The sequence below is a fragment of the Stenotrophomonas sp. 80084_Sma genome, from assembly GCF_056481995.1.
The window spans coordinates 2028986-2042894 of record NZ_CM151177.1 but is presented as its reverse complement, the minus strand read 5'-3'; the positions used below and the strand labels follow the sequence as shown (position 1 = coordinate 2042894).

Genomic DNA, 13909 nt, shown 5'->3' with positions numbered 1-13909 from the left:
GATCGCTGCTGCTTATGCGTTTGCATCTGCTCAGCTGTTGGCCAAGCACACTCAACAGGGTCGCGGAGATGGCTTTGTCGTTGCCAGAGTTCAACCTCGCTGCGAGCAAGCCATCTAGCCTACACCCTGTGGCGCTTGATAAAACTCCCCACCCTTCAGGTAGGGCACGAAAAAATATTTGTAAACGGCCGAATTGTTGTATTCGTCCGGCTCAAAGCCAAACAGACGTGCAGATGACATATGCGGCTGCACCAGCGCCTCATCCTTGGCATACATCGAAGTGGCAAACAGAGACTTCCTCACGACATCCCTGGTCTTCACCGAGCTAATCAGAGCCGAAGGGGGCTTTACTTGCTGATGGGCCTTGAAGGAATGAAAGAACATCAAATCCTCACGCAAGGTTATTTGATAAATTGCAGCCACGCCGACGGATTCAATTATATCAACATCAATGGTATCGGTATTCTTTCTAGTGGGGATTTTTTTTCTCATTCTCAACCGCACCCAGGATTCCTCTGGAGTGCTCACCTCGCCGCCATTGACGGAAACCCCGTAACTACTCCTCATGGTGACACTCTGGCACTGGATTTCCCCGTCCCCAGAAGATGCTTCGCCGCGGAGATCAGAGAAGTCGAGGTCCCCAGAGCCAATTGTTGCGTCTACTGAAATGGGCAAAGTGCTGTCACCAAAGCAGAGTTCACTCAGCACACCGTACCAGGGCTGGCTATAGGGCAGTAGCATCGAATCATTGATGACGATTATGTAATGCGCGCCGTCTGGCACATGCCCGGCAGCCTTGTGACGCTCAAACTGGTCCAGCTTGCCCCTGATAGCCGATGTGACCGACAGCAATCGCTCACGGAAAACCGCATCACGATCTTCCGGCTCCAACCTTCTCTGCTCAATGAGATTTCTGACGTCGGATTGTGGCGTTGGAGTGACCACCTCGAAACAGAACGTCTCCCCATTGCTCATTGCAATAAAGTCAGGCCCGGCATCATCGCTCCTGATCTCATCGAAACCCATTCCGAGAAGCTGATAGTAGAACAGCATTTCGGCCATCCTCTGGGAATATATGCCGACATCATCGTGCATGACTTGCGCATTGAACTGAGTATCCTTCAACTCCGAAAATCTCAAGAAGATAGATTCCAGGCCTTGAAGTATGCAGTCAATGACCAACCCCATACGCTGACCACATTCCGGCGACTTCTGGAAGAAGTAGTCAAACCTCTTGGTCAGGATCTTCCGCCATTTGGCGCGAAGATGAGCCATACACCTATCGTTGTCCCTGTTCTTTCTTGCAGACCCACGGTTGCCAGGAATTTTCACTTCATTGCTTGACATGACGATCGGGCTCGCGAATCCAGATTGTTGATATGGCATACAGGATTGGAAAAAAGCTACTGCTCTGTAGCATGCGAACACTGACCTCATGCCTGCAAGCACGGGGCAAGCGCACCGGCACGTCACCTGGGCACGTCAGAGTTTGGTGGACACTCACTCAGGAAACACGCAGTTGCCGCAGTTGAAATCTCAGCCCGCTAGCGCGCCGTCCAGCCCCCATCCACCGGCAGCGCCGTGCCAGTGATCTGCGCCGCAGCGTCCGAAGCCAGGAACACCACCATCTCCCCCAGCTGCTCGGGCGTCACGAACTGCAACGAAGGCTGCTTCTCGGTCAGCAGCGCGCGGGCGGCGGTCTCCTGATCTGTGCCCTCGCGCTCGGCCAACGCGGTGATCTGCTGCTCGACCAGCGCCGTTCGCACCCAGCCCGGGCAGATGGCATTGGCGGTGATGCCGGTGCCCGCATTCTCCAGCGCGGTCACCTTGGTGAACCCGACCACGCCATGCTTGGCCGCCACATAGGCCGACTTGTTCACCGAACCCACCAGCCCATGCACCGAGGCGATGTTGATGATGCGGCCGGCAGCCTGCTGCTTCATGTGCGGCAAGGCCGCCGCCGTGGCATGGAATACGGCCGAGAGATTCAGCGCGAGGATCGCATCCCACTTCTCGACGGGGAATTCCTCGATCGACGCGGTGTGCTGGATGCCCGCGTTGTTCACCAGGATGTCGATGCGTCCCATCGTCGCAACGGCGCGATCGATCATGCCGCGCACTGCCTCGCCACGGGAAAGATCGGCCCCATCGTGCACCACCCGTACGCCGAACTCGGTTTCCAGTTCGGTACGGATGCGTTCGATCTCCGCCGCATCGCCAAAGCCGTTCAGCACGATATCGGCACCTTGCCGCGCCAACGCGGTGGCGATGCCAAGACCGATACCGCCGGTGGAGCCGGTGACCACCGCAACCTTTCCAGAGAACATGGGCGAGCTTCCATCGGGCGTAGGTGGTCAGTGTAGCTTCACCGGCGCCCCCTTTAAGCGACGCTACCTTGGTCAATCAACGGTTAGAACGCGTTCGGTACCCGCCGAGGGAAGTGTCCAGCGTTCATTCAGAACGGACGGTACACCTCAGAGGGGGCGCAGCCGTGGCTTGCTGGCGATACTGTCCGACTCCCACAAGGGCAATGCATCCATGCTTTGCCCGGCGGATCGAACACGTCCGAAAATAGCTTCTGCGGCCGTTCTACTCCCCCCACCTCCAACCGGGCGGAGCGCCTTTCATCCAGCAGATAAGGACGAGGACCAACACTACGGCCCACGTGTAGAGCTGAAACGCGATGGGCTCGCGAAATGGAGAGAACAGAAACGGACCTGCCAGCAGCAGGCCGAATGCGACTGCGTACACAAGCCAGCCCTGCCACGCGCACGGCATCCCCCAACCCCATCCGTACTTTTTCCTGGTAAACCAGTACTTCCTGCTGATCATTGCAATCTTCCTCGATGGCCGCCGGTCTCACGTACCTGATCCAAGCATGCTTTGAGCTGTTCGTGAAGACGTCGGTCCAGAATCAAGTCAGTATCCCCTCTGGCTGTGACGAGAACAGAGCTACGGTCCCTGCGCAGCACCAAGACGTTGCGACCGCTGTGCATGCGGAACTTGCCAAGCTCAACGCCACCGGTGCTCGTTCCAAGTTGCCGGTGAGGCAGCGTGATCCTTGAAGCATCTATGCCGAGAGGAAGCGCGTAGGCGTGAATCAGGGATACGTCCAGCGTCGATCGGCACATCATCAGGAACTACTCCGCAGAGATTGACCGCATGCCTTAAACGTAAATCGTCTCGACAATTGCCTCAAATGCGTCTTCGTCACAGGTGACAAGGCCCACGCTTCGCATCGCGCGCAGAAACGAGCGGGCCTCGTTCTATGTTGCGGGCTTTGCGTGTTCATCGCAGATCATACTTGCACTGCCACGCATGAGAATGCTTCAGTATCAGATAGCGCGCAACAAACGCCCATTTCTCATCGATCACATTGGCCGAACAGGAGCTGCGCGCTGTGATGCCATTGCAGTGACACTGTTCATACCGAACTTCAAACACGTTCTAGAAGAGAACGCTCGCTCGATCAACGGTCGCGAGCGGGTTGGCCTTCCGCACCGCCTCCAGAAAGAGCAGGAAGTCGCGGTTGAACAGCGACAGGTTATTGGTGAACGTCACGCACTTTCTACCCGATGCTCTGCTGAAGCACACCTGCCAGACATAGCGCGAATAGATGACGTCGGACGTTCGTGTGACTGAAGTGATCTGCGAGAGCGGAACCGCCGTGGGCACCGGCCCACGCCGCAGGTAAAAGGACGCCGCATCAAAGAAATAGTGCTCGCGATCCTCTTTGCTATCCACCATCACCAAGGTCATGGATGTTCCGGAGATCCTGCGAGGAGGATCCAAATGCAGCCCCGATTTCACGGACGAGCGAGCAGTTGCCGACATTCGCCGAAGGGTGAACCAGAGGATCACCAACGGAAGTGCCGCGAGGACAATGAAGCCTACGGTCTTCAAAACAGTTTCCAGCGTGCTGGGCACACAGATCTCCAGGATGAACTTTCAGGCGATGCCCAAGTAGATCCACGCCACGCGTGGATGGCTCTCCCTCAACGCCCCATCACTTCCAATGATCCGGCCCCAGGAACGGCAGGCTCAACACAAACACCGGAACCGCCACAGGAATCAGCGCCGCGCCCAGCACCTTGCCGGCCGCCGTCCCCACACCCGGCTTGTCATCCCGCTCCGGCAGGATCCGCTGCGCCCGTGCACTGATCGGCTGCGCCAGCTTCCCCTTCTCCGCCAGCGCAGCGGCATCCGGCAACTTCACCCGCTCGCCGTCGCCCTCGAACAGCGCGCTGTAATAGCTGCCGCCCTTCTTTGAAAGATTGCAGGCCCGATCAAACGCCAGCGCATAACGGCTCCGGTCCTGCGGCAGGTAGTAGCGCGCACGCTCGTCCACATACTTCGCCTCGCGCGGGAGCACCTCAATCCGCTCCAGCTTGAACTGCGCGGCCTGTTCCGCCGTCACCTGCTCCGGCCGCAGCAGCAGCGCATAGCTGCCGTGCACCTTGGCCTTGTTGGCCGGGTCGCGCCAATCCTCATGGAAGTACATCTGCGCGCAGGCCACCGCCTCGCGCAGCGGGCTGTCCATCAGCGCGCGGTACTCGCGGAACGGCTCGGCATTGAAACGCATCGGCTCTTCAAAGCGCGGCAGCAGATACAACTGGCCGTCGTCGGCCACGAACGCACCCGTGATCTCGCGGCTTGAGGCGTGCTCCTCCGGGCCACTGGCACAGCCAGACAACAGGCCAAGGCACAGGGCGGAGAGAATGAAGAAGGACGTTCGCATGTCGTGTTCGAGGGCTTCCCTGGGAAAACGGCCCCGCCCGGAAGGACGAGGCCAGTCCATCATGGTGCCATGGCAGCCCCGCCGTGCCCAATCAATGCGACTCCACCACGCCCACGACGCGGTCAAACCTGCAGTTGCGCAGATCCTCACGACTCAACCAGAACGTGGCCTGGCCACAGTCACCAAAGACCAGATCAATCGCCGGGTCACACGCCAACTGCAGCAGGCAGACCGCGTCGCCCTCGCCTTCCACGTCGGGTACGATGCCGTGCAAGCGCGGTGCGTGCCCCAGCATCTGGTGCACGCGCGTCTCGGCGCAGCGCTTGCGGCCATCAGGCAACGCGCCCAGGCTTTCATCAAACGGCAGATGTTCGTCCTGCAAGTGGCGGTACATCAGTGCAGGAATGCGCGCGGCCGCAGCCGGCGAGCCTGCCGCGTAGGCAACTGCCGCCAGCAGTCCCTTTGTGAACGCCCGGCCCATGCCCAGGTCGGTCAGCGTCATACGCTCGAAGTCGTCGCTGATCTGTCCGATAATCCACTCACGGAACGCCTCCCGCGTTGCATCATCCGGGGCTTCATCCAGACCAATGGCGGCGGCGCGCTTCACCCACGCGCGTACATCGGCGTAATCAATACCCCCGCGCTTGCCTGCACGCCGTTCATTGCCGATCACCCGTGAAAGGCGGTCAATGATGATGCCTACCTGGGGGAAATCGGTCTGATAGCGCAGCCATTGCACCGGAAAGGTCCACGCAGGTGACTTCGGGCGCTCCCATTCGGTGGCGGCGTCTGCACACGGAAACAGGCCCGTGGCCGCCACCACCGCACCCAGCCGCATTTCGTCCCGGCGCGAGGGGTAGATATCGTAATACGGCCGATCCTCCTCACCCGGCGGCAGCTCCAGCTCGTCCGGCCAGGTATCCATGCGCCGCGCCACCAAGGGCCATTGAACATGCACGCACGGCCCATCCTCCTCAGGTAGCAGCCATGCGGGATTGCGGTGCGCATGGTCCGAGGGGCCTTCATTCAGAATCGGACGCATACCGTCCGGCAGCGCACGCACGTGCTGATCGACCGCTACCTCAGCCGCGTACAGTACACGCACGCGTTGCTGTGGTTCGTCCGTGTCCCAGATCTGCTCTTCGTCGTTCATGGCGAAAAAGAACAGCATGCCCTGCGAGGGCATATCGGGATCCACGCGTGGCACCTCGGCGCAATCGATCTGCGCCAGGAAGTGCATCGGCGCCGCTTCGCCATAACTTTCCCCAACCGGCCAATCCATCCCATCGGGCAATTGCGGCAGACCGCCTAGACGGCTGCGAACCCTGGGGAATGCCGCCGGCGGGTAGAAGCGCTGCAGCACCAGGGCCGGGGTTCGGTGCTTGGCGAAGAAGGCCTCAAGCACCGCTTCGGCATGGTGGTCGCGTTGGTCGGCGTGGTACATTGAATGGGCCTGAGCATCCATTTCAGTGACGTCCTTTTGAGTCTGGATCGAGCACCACAGGTATATCACCACCCGGCCTGCCTGTAGCGCCCGGCGATGATCTACTCACCGGCGCGCCAGATTGCTCCTTGATTGGCGAAATGAGCCAGCGGCTGCGGGCCGTGCGTCCTGGCCAAGGCCCAGGTCAGCCGCCCGGCAGGCCTTTGAAGAAGCGCCGCGACATAATCCGCATTTCCAGCATGCCGATTACGGCATCCGTGGCTCGCCGGCCCCTTCAGTCGTGCCGGCGCAGTCGGCATCGCGGTTGCTGCCATGTCTGTCGCAATCGCCAAACACTTTGCCCCGCTCCTGGGGAACGGATGAAGATGAAAGCCCACTCTTGAGAGGAGAACGCGTTAATGAACGCTGATGATGTGAAGTTGAAACCGATGATGGACCCGCTTGCGAAGCAGTGCATAGATGGATCGAGTGCATCCAGACGCACCATCTACGTAGACCTTGATGGTGTCATGGCCGACTTCGACGCGGCATTCCCGGCGCTGTTTGGCCTGGACCATCGATTGCTTGCCGACGATGAAATGTGGGCACACATCAACAACCACCCGTCGTTTTTCCGCGACCTGCCGCCGATGCAGGGTGCAGTGGAGTTCTTCCACAGCATCCACCACTTGAATCCGGTCATTCTCACTGCCTGCCCGAAATCGAACTATCCGCTCGCTGCCATGCAGAAGCGACAGTGGGTTCGCGAACACCTGTCAGCGACCTGCCTGGTGTTGCCTGTGCTTGGCGGCAGGCACAAGCCTCTTTTCATGCACCAGCCGGGCGATGTTCTGATCGATGATTTCGAAACGAACTGTGATGCCTGGACGGCGGCGGGAGGCGTGGCGATCAGGCACTCCGGCGATTGGGCCGTAACGCGTCACGCGCTTTCCGAGATAGAAGATCTGTCAGCAACAGCGCTCGTGGCGGGCTGATTCTTCCCGTAACGGCCACGTTGATGTTTCCATGGACAGGCCGAGGAGCTGGCCCCTCGGCCCACAAGGCTGGCAGCCTGCTTTGTAGCCCCGCCCTACTTCAACCGCTCCACCAACCGCTGCCCCACCTCCAGCGCCGAAGCCGGGTTCTGCCCGGTAATCAGCTCGCGGTCCACCACCACATGCCCGGTCCAAGGCGCAGTGTTGCTGCTGAACGTCGCCCCCGCCCGCTGCAACGCAGTCTGCGGGTAGAACTTCATCTCACCGCCGCCCAACAGCGGCTTGGCCTGCTCTTCTTCCTGGTTGCTGATCACCGTCATCCGGTAGCCGCTGTAGATCCACTTCGGCGTGGTCGGCATCGCACCTGCTTCCAGCTTCGCCACGAAACCATCGGCGTCCGGCAGCGTGGACAGCAGCGCGATCGGCCCGTGGCAGACCAGCGCGGTGGTCTTGTTGCGCTGGTGGAAGTCGGCCAGCAACCGGCCCAGCGCCGGGCTCTTCAGCAGGTCCTGCATCGGCGCGTGGCCACCAGGAATGTAGACTGCATCGAAGCGCGCATAGCCCTGCTGCTCGATGCGCGCCAGGCTGACCACCGGCGAGGCCGTCGGCGAGGTCAGCGCCAGCTTCTCCAGCAGATCCTTGTGCAGCGTCAGCTGCGCGGCATCGTTGTCGAAGTATGCGGGCGTCACCGAGGACGCATCCACCGTCGGCGCCCGCCCCTGCGGCGTGGCGAAGGTCACCTCGTGGCCCGCGTCCAGCAGCAGCTTGACCGGCTGCATCAGCTCGTTGAGATAGAAGCCGGTGGACAGCACCTTGCCGTCCTTCAGGTCCAGGTGGTTTTCGTCGGACAGCACCACCAGCACGTTGGCGGCATGCGCGCCGCTGGCAGCCAGGGCCAGGGCCAGCGCTGCGGCCAGCCGGGTCATCAGGATCATGGGGAGCTCCTATCGGGGAATGGCCGTCACTTTATTCATCGCCCCAGCGGCGATAAATTGGCCCCATCGCAAAACATCTGTTCCCTGGAGAGCCAAATGAGCCGCAAGTTCGACTACCTGGGCGATGTGGAGGTGTTCCTGGCGGTGGTCGAGCACGGCTCGTTCACGGCCGGCGCGGTGGCACTGTCCACCACGCCCTCGGTGCTGAGCCGCGCGGTCACCCGCCTGGAAGCGCGTCTGGGCCAGCAGTTGCTGCAGCGGACCACCCGCCGCGTGGGCCTGACCGACGCCGGGCGGCTCTATCTGGAACAGGTGCGCACCGCCTTCGGCCTGCTGGACGACGCCGAGCGCGACGTACTGGCCCAGGACGGTGCGCTGGCCGGCCGCGTGCGCCTGAGCGTGCCCACCACCTATGGCCACTACCGGCTGCCGCCCGTGCTGGCGCGCTTTGCGCAGCAGTACCCGCAGGTGCAGGTGGAACTGAACATCACCAACCGCAACGTGGACCTGGTGGCCGAAGGCTTCGACCTGGCCATCCGCCTGGGCCAGCTGCCGGACAGCGGGCTGGTGGGGCGGAAGCTGGAAGATGCGCCTTTGGTGCTGGTGGCTTCGCCGGAGTACCTGCAGCGCTGTGGTACGCCGCAGACGCTGGACGACCTGCAGCAGCACCTGTGCCTGCCGTTTGTGATGCCGCGCACCGGGCGGTTGGCGCCATGGATCTTCCGCGACGGCGGGCGCGACGTGGACTGGCTGCCGCGTTCGCCCATCGAGACCTCCGACGATGTGCTGGGCGTGGTGTCGCTGGCCGAACAGGGCATCGGCATCTGCCAGAGCTATGAGTTCATCGTGCGCGAGCGATTGCAGCGTGGGAAGTTGGTGGAAGTGCTGCCGCAGTTGCGGGGGCGGTCAAGACCATTCTCGGTGATCTATGCGCCGCATCGGCGGCAGTCGGCTGCGGCGCGGGCGATGATTGAGCTGTTGGTAGGGAATGCGTCGGCCGTTGAGGAAGGCGTCGGCTAAGGAAGCGATGCCTACTTGCGGTGTCGGGTTTGAACCGATTTTCGGACCACGCGGCAGATCAGGCGGCGTGGCCACCCAGTGCGGACTAAGAACTGTTGCAAAGAAAGCCATCGCACTATTCGTTTGCGGCACGGGCGATTGCGCCACTTTGATTCGCAATAAGGAGAGCATCTGCACGAATGCGTCTTGTGGCGTCGCGTGCTGCACGAATAGCGCGTGCAACAATAGATCTTCGCTCTCGAACTCCGCGATTTCTTCGCGAATTTCAATTTGCATTCGAAGCGACCGCGTAAACACCATGACGCGCCACCGACAACGGGTGGCAACGGGTCTGCAAACCCGTTTGATGCACGCGCAAGTTGTTTACGCTTGCCCGTCGGCACCGTCCTTAACCGGTGCCGGCGGGCAATCCGTCGGCCTTTCTGGCGGGCGGTGCGTGGGAGTCTTCGGACTCACCGGCCAATAGCGCTGCATCAACCGGTTTGCAGCCACGCATCGTCCGCCACCCCGCTCACGCGGTGGCGCTGTTAAGCGCAGCAAAGGAAACCGACGCCATGAACGAATCCGACACCTTCTCCTCGTACGCCGCTGTTGAGCCGATCAACGACGACACCCCACTGCCCGACCTGAACTCCCTGCTTGGCATCCTCAAGCGCATGCGCGGCTGCGAGGGGGCTGATGGGCTGCCCTGGCCGGAGAACGACGTGTCACCCGGCCGTCGCGTGAGCCTGGCGAGAACCGAACGCGCGCTGGTGGGGCTGCTGACGGTGCTGGAGGTGCTGCATTCAGCAGACCGCTGCCGGGTTGCAGCGGACCCGGAGCGGCATCTGGATGAGGGGGTAGTGGATGGGTTGTTTCTGGCTTGCCGGGGGTTGGTTGAGTGGGCTTGTCGGGAGGTTAGGCCAGAGTGATTTCCCTTAGCTGCCTAGATGCCTACTGATGAACCCAGTATCCGATTCCGGTCAGAAGCGGACATCGACCCACGCCAGAATTAAGCTGCGCCGCTAAGTGGCGTCGGCTTGAGTCAACTGTTAGGGGCGCACTCGGAAATGGTGCATGAGCGCCATGGATTTAACAAAGGCCTGCATTTCCTGGCGCGTTATCTGGTTGAGGTCTCGATGCCTGCAGAAATATTCGTGCCCGGCGGGCAAGTGGTTTGCTCCGAAGCGGCTGTAATCTGCATCGGTTAGCACAAACAATGCACGAAGGTGGCGAATTGTAAGCGTCAAGTCAGCTGCGGGCTTTTTTTGCAAACCATCCGGACGCTTCCCAAGCTTTTCGCTTTCGCCCTTTCTGAATTGTGAGATCTGAATCCAGCCATTCCATGGGCAAGGTCATCTGGACATTGCCCGAAGTTGGCGTGTAGCGCGACCTTTTGTCATTGAAATTTTGATTATTACAGCAAACCTCAATGGCAATGATGTCCGCAAAGCCACTCTCGGCATGTACGTAGACGTACATGCCATCCGGCCAAGTCCTACCGACTTTGGCGCCTGCTGGATGGATGAAAGGACGCGGTGCGTTGCTGGGACAGGTCTTGATCCAGTAGCCTTTGTATCCAGGAATAGGCCAAGTATTTGTCCTTACTGGCCACCGCCCCTTGGCCATAAGAATTGCTTTTGCATCAGCATCGCTAAGAATCATCTCCCCCCCGAGCTAGTAGCCGGATCGCTACATCCGGATATGCGACTTAACCACAGCTCACCGTCTGGTGGGCTAGCCCTCTGGCACAGCTCGATCTTAGTGCGCCCGAGGCTGGATAACAACACGCAATCAGGGATTTGACGCCATTCAAGATGGGCTCCGCCTTACTACCGCGCATGGACTCGTCAATCTGCCCTCCAAATTCTACGTGTAATCACCTCACTCCCCAGATCTAGATTGGCCATCCTTCTCCAGCTATGACGGCGCCGACCCCGAACGACTTACCTTTCGTCTCCGGCAGGGAGCAGATGTGCGAGGCGCTCACGGTCGACCTTGGACAGGGTGGTCGGAAGTTTAAGCGAGACAGTAACGTCGGCAACATCCAGCCCGCTCAGCAACTCAAGCCACTCCCTACGCGACTCTTGCGAAAGCTTGTCCCACGCGATTGTGACGACATTGACACCCCCCCCCCTTTTCCAGCACCCGGGTTGTCGATGGCTGATCTACGATGTTCGCATCCGAGTTAGAATCGTACGCATTCACTGAATCCGGTTGCGCCAACCGGGCCGCGTCCAAAGCGCCGACAAGATAGTGGATGTCAGGCGCCCCATCCTCTCGGCGCCGGGAAATCCGGCGAGCACCTACACTCGCAAGTGCCTCATGCATGTGCACAGGGGTGGTCTCGTAGCGGATATACGAAATCGGGGGCTTTACCCATTTGCCGAGGCCCTTGGCGGTCAACCAGTCCGGTTCCGGATCCGAGATCAGCAATGCGGCGGCGTTGGCACGGAGCAGATCCTGCGCCTGAGCGAACAGCTGGCGCGACCATTTCGCGCTAGCGGGCGCTACAGAAGCCAGCGCCGGCGCTTGCCTGAGGTCAATCGCAGGTTGCCTCGCGATCGCCTTGCGAGTGAGCACACCAAATGGGAGCAGCAACAGCGTGTTGATACCTTGGTCGACGAATACTTGAGCAACTGTCTCACTCACCTTCCCGCCGTGGACCAGCGCCACTGTCGCTACGCCGGCAGAACGTGCGAGCTCAGCTGCAATGGTATGAAGCGCCTGAATCTCTCGCCCCCCCGGTTCGCGAGAGGGCAGAAGCGCGATCCACCTGCGAGACAGCAACTGCTCCTCACCAATCAGGTAAACCGGGCTTTGCAACTGCAGTGCTGGCACCGCACCGGGCTCCACCAGCCGATAGCCTAGTTTCACAGCGTTTGCGCGCTCATCGCTCGTTGGCACTTCACTAGCCGAGCGTCCGGCCTGCCGCGATGCTGATGGTGGAAACACCAACACACGCGCATCTATGTCGCCGAGCTTGTTCTGGATCATTCCGGAGACCCGGTCCCAGTCGAGCCCGCCATGTCCGCATCCCAGAGCAGGTAGCGCGACCGTCACCTGCCCGACGCTCTCAAGATAGGCACGAAGATCGTCGAGGCCAGCGTCGATATCCTCGTAACACGACGGATCACGCCAGTCTCGCTTGGTTGGGAAGTTCACGATCCAGTCGCCTTCTAGAGACTTCCAAACGTGCATCCTCCCGGGGCGCACCCGGCCATCTTTGCAGGCGCGCTGATAATCCTTGAACATCTCCGGATAGCGCTGCTTGAACGCTAGAGCGACGCCAGCGCCCATCACGCCGACACAATTCACTGTGTTGACGCGAATATCCGCCGGAGTCTCGAACATGTCGCCTTGCGTGAATTCCAGCATAGCGCGCTTACGCCGCCTCCTCGATCGCTTCGAGGCAGCGAGCATAGAGCGCCTTCGCTGCCGGTTCGTCCCACCAGTGCTCAACAAGCACAGTAGCGTCAGCCTTGCCAAGGGCAAAGAGCATGTCCATCTCTTCCTCGCTATCAACAACGTCGACAATCTGCTGCTCGTCGCGCCCCTTCCCAAGCACGTCACCGACTAGGTCATGGTAACAGACCAATTTCATCAGCGTCCTGGCCGATGCTTGGCCAACCTTACCGATATGCTTGGTGAGGATCTCCACCATCATCGGCATTGCACCAACCGGATGATTGGGATCGACCTTCTGTAACCCGCCATTCTCATCCCAGCGCGCCCGCGGCCCCTTGCCAATGTCGTGGAGGTAAGCGGCAATCTCCACTAAGAGCTGCGACTTCTCGTCTAGTGCGGCGAATTCTCTCAACGACCGGAGCTTGTCGACCACCTCCTCGGTATGGACGTCGACCGTCCGCTTGTGCACGCCGTTCGCGGATTTGAGCCCAACAAGTTCAGCGGTCTGGGGAAGACAGCCGAAGTCCGTGCGCAGCCCGCCTCGCAGGTCCCGCAGGCTTTTGAACTTCGCGGTGCCGGCATGCGAGCCCGAATGCTTGTCAACGAGAGCACAAGCGTCTTCGAACCTCATCGCGATTTCACCCGGCCCCTTGACCACACTTGAACTGCCACCGCTGGCGAAATCGGTGAACCAATGCGGCCTTCCCCATGTATCCTGAAACTCGATGGCGGGAAACGGCGCCGCACCGACGATCTCTTGAACACGCTGCTTCACGTCGTTGTTCCAAACGACGCAGCGAGTGGCAGCGGTGACTGGAAGGTGGCCCAGAATCAGCAGTTCAGCCATGCGCCGATGCCGAAAATTTTCGTCAATACTGCCCCACTTGCGGCAGTCGATCGCCATCCAGTCAAGCTTGTCGAGGTCTGCAGGATCGCTGTAGAAGGTGGGCGGAACCATCGTGTTAGCAGAGCTGTCCGAAAACACCGCGCAAGGCTGATCGGCCAGTGTGATCGGAAACTCGAAATAGAGAATGTCGTACTGATCGACATTCTTTGCGTTGATCACGCCGAGGAGCATCGGGCTGACCGAGCCGAAGTAGAACGGCACATAATCATGAACACACCCGCCGGGCGGACAGGTAACTTTCATCTCGGCACGGCGTTTCTGTATGCCCGCAGCGGCGATCGAGCGGTGCCTCTCAGGGAACTGAGGATGATTAACTGACAGAAACCCGTGCTCCAGCAAGCCGGGCAAATTGTCAATGTGAGAGAAGTGATAGACGTAGCGATGCGCGTGGACGACTGGGATTGGCATTCAGAACTATCCTTGTTGTGTGGCATTTCTGCGGAATTTATCCTACCGCTTGATTCGATTATTATCTACACCATACGCAACATGAAACACGGCATA

Annotated in this window: 12 protein-coding genes; 3 read left to right on the top strand and 9 right to left on the bottom strand. The window is 60.1% G+C overall.

Going from position 1 to position 13909, the window contains the following annotated elements:
• Nucleotides 1-114: 114 nt before the first annotated feature.
• From ACZK3W_RS09590 to ACZK3W_RS09570, 5 genes are all read right to left on the bottom strand, one after another.
• Complete coding sequence (locus ACZK3W_RS09590; RefSeq protein WP_478450707.1) at nt 115-1275, bottom strand: hypothetical protein; 1161 nt, start codon at nt 1273-1275, stop codon at nt 115-117.
• A 269-nt stretch (nt 1276-1544) separates the two neighbouring features.
• Nucleotides 1545-2327, bottom strand: a complete 783-nt coding sequence (locus ACZK3W_RS09585) for a 3-hydroxybutyrate dehydrogenase (protein ID WP_478450706.1) — start codon at nt 2325-2327, stop codon at nt 1545-1547.
• A 1120-nt stretch (nt 2328-3447) separates the two neighbouring features.
• Complete coding sequence (locus ACZK3W_RS09580) at nt 3448-3927, bottom strand: hypothetical protein (RefSeq protein ID WP_478450705.1); 480 nt, start codon at nt 3925-3927, stop codon at nt 3448-3450.
• A 79-nt stretch (nt 3928-4006) separates the two neighbouring features.
• Nucleotides 4007-4738, bottom strand: a complete 732-nt coding sequence (locus ACZK3W_RS09575) for a hypothetical protein (protein ID WP_478450704.1) — start codon at nt 4736-4738, stop codon at nt 4007-4009.
• 91 nt (nt 4739-4829) lie between these two features.
• A complete protein-coding gene (locus tag ACZK3W_RS09570) occupies nt 4830-6182 on the bottom strand; it encodes a YwqG family protein (protein WP_478450703.1) in 1353 nt (450 codons plus the stop codon).
• A 398-nt stretch (nt 6183-6580) separates the two neighbouring features.
• Here ACZK3W_RS09570 and ACZK3W_RS09565 point away from each other — a divergent pair, with 398 nt between their 5' ends.
• Nucleotides 6581-7156, top strand: coding sequence for a 5' nucleotidase, NT5C type (locus tag ACZK3W_RS09565; protein ID WP_478450702.1), 576 nt, complete (start codon nt 6581-6583; stop codon nt 7154-7156).
• 95 nt (nt 7157-7251) lie between these two features.
• On the opposite strand, the gene ACZK3W_RS09560 is transcribed toward ACZK3W_RS09565, so the two are convergent.
• Entirely contained in the window at nt 7252-8091 is an 840-nt protein-coding gene (locus ACZK3W_RS09560) for a type 1 glutamine amidotransferase domain-containing protein (protein WP_478450701.1), read from the bottom strand.
• A gap of 96 nt (nt 8092-8187) precedes the next feature.
• Here ACZK3W_RS09560 and ACZK3W_RS09555 point away from each other — a divergent pair, with 96 nt between their 5' ends.
• Nucleotides 8188-9111, top strand: a complete 924-nt coding sequence (locus tag ACZK3W_RS09555) for a LysR family transcriptional regulator (RefSeq protein ID WP_478450700.1) — start codon at nt 8188-8190, stop codon at nt 9109-9111.
• A gap of 554 nt (nt 9112-9665) precedes the next feature.
• Nucleotides 9666-10022, top strand: coding sequence for a hypothetical protein (locus tag ACZK3W_RS09550; protein WP_478450699.1), 357 nt, complete (start codon nt 9666-9668; stop codon nt 10020-10022).
• 319 nt (nt 10023-10341) lie between these two features.
• Here ACZK3W_RS09550 and ACZK3W_RS09545 read toward each other — a convergent pair whose 3' ends face one another.
• The 3 genes from ACZK3W_RS09545 to ACZK3W_RS09535 form a co-directional block, all read right to left on the bottom strand.
• Nucleotides 10342-10572 carry a hypothetical protein gene (locus ACZK3W_RS09545; protein ID WP_478450698.1) on the bottom strand — a complete coding sequence of 77 codons (231 nt, stop codon included), beginning with the start codon at nt 10570-10572 and terminating at the stop codon, nt 10342-10344.
• A gap of 594 nt (nt 10573-11166) precedes the next feature.
• Nucleotides 11167-12468, bottom strand: a complete 1302-nt coding sequence (locus tag ACZK3W_RS09540) for a macro domain-containing protein (protein ID WP_478450696.1) — start codon at nt 12466-12468, stop codon at nt 11167-11169.
• A 7-nt stretch (nt 12469-12475) separates the two neighbouring features.
• Complete coding sequence (locus ACZK3W_RS09535; protein ID WP_478450694.1) at nt 12476-13813, bottom strand: DUF4433 domain-containing protein; 1338 nt, start codon at nt 13811-13813, stop codon at nt 12476-12478.
• Nucleotides 13814-13909 lie beyond the last annotated feature (96 nt).